A 5,672-nucleotide genomic window follows, 5' to 3' on the forward strand; every position below is an offset into this window, starting at 1 on the left:
GAGCCCGCCCTGTCACGCGCGGGCGCGCTCGTGGGGGCGAACGACCCCGCCGGCGCGGTCGAGGCGCTCCGCGTCGTCGCGGAGCTCTGGCCGCGCAGCCCGCGCGTCGCGAAGAAGCTCGCCGACGTGACGGAGCTCGCCGGGGACGCCGCGGCCGCGCGCGCGCTCCGCGAGCGGGCCCTCCTCCTCGACGGCGCGGACCTCGCGCTCCGGCGCGCGCTCGCGCTCCAGGACGGGCACGAGGTGCTCGACGGCGCCGCCGAGGACGGCAAGGCCGCCATCCGCGCGTACGAGCGGGCGCGCCCGCGCGGCGCGACCTCCGCGGCGATGGTGCTCGACGCCGCCGCGATCGAGGTCCTCCCGGGGGGCGCCGCGATCGAGCGCACGCACCAGGTCGTGAAGGTGCTCGACCAGCAGGGCGTGGAGGAGTTCGGCGAGGTTACGGTCCCCCACGGCGCGGACGTGCTCGTGCTCCGCACGGTGAAGCCCGGCGGCCGCACCGTGGAGCCCGAGCGCGCCGGCGCGTCCAAGGGGTCGGTGTCGCTCGCCGGCCTCGAGCCCGGCGACTACGTGGAGGTGGAGCACCTGCGCGCGGTGCCGGGCGTCGGCGGCGGCTACGTCGCCGACCCGTTCTACTTCCAGGTGGGAGGCGTGCCGCTCTTCCGCTCCACCTACGTGGTGACCGCGCCCGAGGGGCTCGGCCTCGAGGTGGACGCGCACGGCATGCCGGCCCCGGAGGTGAAGCGCGAGGGGGGCCGCGAGGTGATGCGCGCGCTCCGCACCGAGGTGCCGGCGTTCGTGCCCGAGCCCGAGGCGGTGCCGATGCAGGAGTACCTGCCCTTCGTGCAGGTCGGCGCGGCGGTCGACCGCGCCGCCATCCAGCGGGCCCTCGGCGACGGCGCCCTCGAGCGGACGAAGCCCACCGAGGAGCTCCGCGCGCTGGCCCGGGAGCTCCGCACCTCGGCGGGGCCGGGCGCCCCGCCGGCCGCGCTCGCGCGCGCGGCCTACGCCCACGTCGCGCGGACCGTCCTCGGCTCGACGAGCGCGCTCGGCGAGGACGCGAGCGCGGTCCTGTCGCGCGGCCGCGGGAGCCGGCTCGTGCTCCTGAAGGCGCTCCTCTCCGAGCTCGGCCTGCGCACGCGCATCGCGCTCGCGCGCCCGTTCTCCGCGAGCGCCGTCGCCTTCCGCTTCCCGAACCCCGGCGAGTTCACGCACCCGCTCCTGCGCGTCGAGGCGGGGAAGGAGACCTTCTGGCTGGATCCGTCGCTCCGGCTCGCGCCGTTCGGCGCGCTGCCCTCGAGCGTCCTCGACGTGGACGCGCTCGTCCTGCCCGAGCCGGGCGACGCGCTCGAGCTCCAGCACACGCCCGCGCGCGCGCTCGTCCCCGAGGAGCGCCAGGTGACGGTGCGGATCGCGCTCGGCACGGACGGCGGCGCCGACGTGGAGGGGACCGATCGCTACTTCGGCGCGATGGCCGCCGCCGCCAAGGCCGCGCTCGAGAAGCTCGACGCGACCGAGCGCCGCCAGGCGGTGGAGGCGATGCTGTCGCGCACCTTCGGCGGGTTCGCGGTGCAGGACGTGACGATCGAGGGCGAGGACGATCCCGCCGCGCCCCTCGGGATCCGCTGGCGCGGCTCCGCGCCCGAGCTGGCCCGCGCCGCCGACGGCGGCGTCGTGGTCGACGCGCAGGTGTTCCCGGCGCGGCTCGCGTCGCGGTACGTGCAGGTCGCCTCGCGGCGCACGGCGCTGCTCTTGCCGACGCCGGAGCGCGGCACCTCCCGGGTGGAGATCATCGCGCCCGCGGGGCTCTCGGCGCGCGCCGCGGCGGCGCGCAAGGTGGAGACGCCCTTCGGCACCTTCGAGCGCACGGAGCGCGCCGACGGCCGAACGCTCGTGCGGGAGGAGCGGCTCGACCTCGCCCGCGGCCGGATCGCGCCCGAGCGGTACGGGGACTTCGCAGGCTTCGCGGCCGCGGTCGACGCGATCCAGGACGACCCGGCGGTCTTCCGGCCGTGAAGTGCTGCTGTTCGCTGGTAAACGGCCGATCATGATTCGCGAATAGGCGCGCGAAGCGAGCCCGCCGGGGCGACGCCGCGGAAGCGGCGAAGCCGCTCGCGGCGGCGCACGGGACCCGGCGAGCCGGGTGGGGCTCCGACGACGGCGTCCAGACGTCGGTGGGGCGGGGCGCAGCCACTAGTCATTCATCACAAGTGCAGGTACTCGCCGGACGAGCGGCGGGTGGTTCGACGACGGCTTCAGTGCGCATGTCGGATTCGGGCATCGACGGGATCCGCGCACGCGCTCGTGCTCGGACCCCGTCGAACGGGGGAGGGCGGCGGAGCAGGCGAGCGTCTCGCCGTGTGTCGGGGGGGCGACGGAGTGACTTCGCGCGGGGTGCGCGCGGACTTCTCGAAGGCGCCTCCGCAGCTCGCCCCGGAGCACGGGCTGGAGCGTCATGGAAGGTCGGCCATATTCACCCACGGTGACAACTATCGCCAGCGGCAGTGCCGGCCGGTGTCGCGGCTCTTCTCGCGGCGAGGCGAGGCGTCCCAGTTGCGGTGGGTGAAACATTCTCCATTGACGCCTTCTCGCCCCGATTGCGCTCAGGCACACGGGCGGCGCGGGAAGGCCGCTCTCGCGCACGCTTCTCGCGCGTGAAGCGCGCGCCGATCGCCTTGGGGCAACGACGAGGATGCGCCGGAGAACGCCGCACAGGCGCGAGCCTGGAGCGTCTCCGGAGCTCCGAAGATCGCGTGCTACGAAGGGTGTACTGGAGGTGCATCCCCATGTCTGCGCTCACTCCCGCTGCTCTCGAGTCGAACGTCCTCGCCCTGCGCCTGCGCGAGCTCGCCGGGGAGGAACGGAACGTCCAGGTCGACTTCCTCCTGCACCTCGACGAATTCGATCGGCGCCGCGCCTTCGTCGAGATCGGCCATGCGTCCCTCTGGGCGTACTGTTTGGAGGCGCTCCACCTCCGGGAGGGCGCCGCCGGCCGGCGCATCCAGGCGATGCGGGTGCTGCGCCGCTTCCCGATCCTCGAGGCTCCGCTGCGCGATGGGCGTCTTTGCCTGTCCACCGTGGCGCTCCTCGGCCAGGTGCTCACGGAGCAGAACGTGGACGACCTCCTCGCTCGCGCCGCCTTCCGGACCCGGGCCGAGGTCGAGCACCTCGTCGTCTCCGTCCAGGCGCGCACCGCTCCGCGTGCTGGCCTTCGCAAGCTCACCGAACGCGCGCCCGCCGTGGTGGGCGCAGCGCTAGAGCTCCCAAAGGCCGAGCGGGCCGAGGCGGCTACCGCACCCGGCCCTGCGGAGCCGACCCTCGATCCGGGACCTGCGGCCGGCGCGCTGCCGGCGCCCCAGCCCACTCTCGCGGAGCCGAAGCGACGGGCCGAGACGCTCGCCGTCTCGGAGAGCCAATGGTCGCTCCGCGTCACCCTCGACCGTGCCTGCAAGGAGGACCTCGAGACGCTCCGCTCGCTCCTGTCGCACAAGGTCCCGGACGGTGACCTCGCGGCGGTGCTCCGCGAGGCGATCCGCTGCGCCATCGAGAAGCACGGCAAGCGCAAGGGCGCGGTCGCGCCGGAGCGGAAGACCAAGGACGCCAAGGAAGGCTCGAACGAGGGCGCAAAGCAGGCCGGGACGACGAAGGCCGCGGCGACGAAGAAGGCCGCGGCGAAGACGCCGCCGGCGAGGACCACGATCCCGGCGATAGTGCGCCGGGCCGTGTGGAAACGCGACGGCGGGCGCTGCGCCTGGGTCGGCCCGGACGGCTGCCGCTGCAAGAGCCGCTGGAAGCTCGAGCTCGACCACATTCAACCCGCCTCCCTCGGGGGACCATCGACGATCGACAATCTTCGGCTCGCCTGCCGAGCCCACAATCTGCTTCACGCAGAGAGGAGCTTCGGGCGCGAGCACATGGATCGCTTCCGGCGCGACGCGGGCGACGGGCCGACGCCGCCCGCGCACGCTGACGTGGCACCTCTGCGTCCGGTCATGCAGCTGGGGATGTGGGCGCCGTGATTTGCGGCCGCCACGGAGCTGACCGAATCTCCGGGCAGAACGGAGGGCGGGTTTCGCATGGTCGCCAGGCTGGAGCGACGGCTCACCGCTCGCGTACTTCCGGCTTCCGATCCCCTGCGCCCCCGCTGGTGACGCTCACCGCTCTGCCGCCCCGCAGTGCTCCGCCCGGAGCGTTCCCGGCGTGCGCGTGCCGACCCGTCGATGCCCAGCCGGAGCGCGTGGTGCGCCGCTCGGCCGACCGAAGCCGCTCCCCCGGTCAGCAGCCGAAGATGTGACGAATCCTCAGGGCGCAGCCCCCGTCAGAATATTCAGCTCGCGCTCTCGCCCGGCGGGAGCGCGTCCACGAACCGCACCTCCCCGAAGCCGAGCCCGACGAGCAGCGCCCGGATGTGCCGCTCCGCCGAGGCCCGCGCCCGCGCCTTCAGCGCGACGTCGCCGTCGACCTCCCGCTCGAAGGCCACCTTGGCGAGGTCGAGCAGGCGCGCCGTCTCGGCCGAGTCGAGGTTCGAGCCGAGGATCTCGGTCTCGCCGGGGCGGATCGCGATGGTGGTGCGGATGGGCGGGAGCACCACGTCGACCCGTCGCCCCTGCACGCCCACGCTCGTGGCGTTCAGCCGCTCGAGGTCGAGGGTGAGGAAGGCGTCGGCGAAGACGATGGCCTTCCCCTTCGGCGCGGCGAGCGTGTGGCGCAGCCAGCCCGCGACGTCACCCCACAGCGAGTCCGCCTGCGTGGGCTCGGGCTCGAAGCTCACCTTCTTGTAGAGCCGCACCTCCAGGGTCTCGAGGCGGGCGACCTCGCGGATCTGGGTCGCCACGGCGGGGGGCGACGGCAGCGGCCGCTCGCGCAGGAAGATCCGGGACACGACGGCGATGCCGGCGCCGATCGAGAGGCCGAGGAGGACGACCGCGAGGAGGCGACGCATGGGAGAGCATGCTATCGCGGCAGGTCCCGCGGCGCCCGGCCGGCGTCGGCGGCGCGGTGCGCCGACCTGCGCGGCGCTGCGCTCCCACCCTCTCGGCTCCACCCGCCGGCGCTCCTCGGATGGGCCGAGCGAGGCCTCCGCGGCGGGCGCATGATGGCGTCCGATGCGCCTCTCGCCCTCTCGCGTGCTCGCCTGCGCCGTGCTCCTCGCGGCGGGCTGCGCCGCAGCGCAGCGCGAGGCGCGCCTCCGCGCGGCGCTCGACGCGCAGGGCCTCTCGCGGCCCCTCGCCGAGGTGTGGCCGGCGGCGCTGCGCCTCCTGGACGAGCGCGGCTTCGACCTCGGGAGCGACGACGGCGTCTCGATCGGCAAGGCGCCGCTCGGAACCGTGTCGCAGCTCCTCTCGCAGGCCCGCGACACGCGGACCGTGAAGGGGGGCCGCTGGGTCGCCGAGACCGATCTCGACGGGTCGGACGTGCGCTACCGGGTCGAGGGGACGGAGCTCGGCGGCGGCTCCTGCCGCGTGATCTTCTTCAAGATCGCGGGCACGCTCGAGGGGCGCGACGAGCGGGAGCACCGGGACGTCGAGCTGGAGCTCGAGCTCGCGCGGCGCGTCGATCCCGCCGCCGCGGCGCGCCTGAGCGACGCCGCGCGGTGAGCGGGCCGGCGGGCCTCACCGCGGGCGGCGCGCGCGCGGCTTCGCCGTCGGCGCCGGCTTCCGCCTCGCGGGCGC

4 protein-coding genes are annotated in these 5,672 nt (G+C 74.9%); 3 read left to right on the plus strand and 1 reads right to left on the minus strand.

Annotation, left to right across the window (positions count from 1 at the left end; genetic code table 11):
* Both MNZ39_RS22855 and MNZ39_RS22860 read left to right on the plus strand, forming a co-directional pair.
* The coding region (locus tag MNZ39_RS22855) for a DUF3857 domain-containing protein (RefSeq protein ID WP_242341406.1) at window positions 1-2,016 on the plus strand (2,016 nt) is incomplete at its 5' end.
* A gap of 770 nt (window positions 2,017-2,786) precedes the next feature.
* The gene (locus MNZ39_RS22860) at window positions 2,787-4,019 is read left to right on the plus strand and encodes an HNH endonuclease (protein WP_242341407.1); all 1,233 of its coding nucleotides are present in this window, start codon (window positions 2,787-2,789) and stop codon (window positions 4,017-4,019) included.
* Between the two features lie 308 nt (window positions 4,020-4,327).
* Here MNZ39_RS22860 and MNZ39_RS22865 read toward each other — a convergent pair whose 3' ends face one another.
* Window positions 4,328-4,942, minus strand: a complete 615-nt coding sequence (locus tag MNZ39_RS22865; protein ID WP_242341378.1) for a DUF4230 domain-containing protein — start codon at window positions 4,940-4,942, stop codon at window positions 4,328-4,330.
* A gap of 163 nt (window positions 4,943-5,105) precedes the next feature.
* Between MNZ39_RS22865 and MNZ39_RS22870 the strand changes: the two genes are divergently transcribed.
* A complete protein-coding gene (locus MNZ39_RS22870; protein WP_242341377.1) occupies window positions 5,106-5,597 on the plus strand; it encodes a hypothetical protein in 492 nt (163 codons plus the stop codon).
* Window positions 5,598-5,672: the final 75 nt, after the last annotated feature.

Source organism: Anaeromyxobacter sp. SG66 (assembly GCF_022690805.1).
In the GTDB taxonomy this organism is placed as follows: Bacteria; Myxococcota; Myxococcia; order Myxococcales; family Anaeromyxobacteraceae; genus Anaeromyxobacter; species Anaeromyxobacter soli.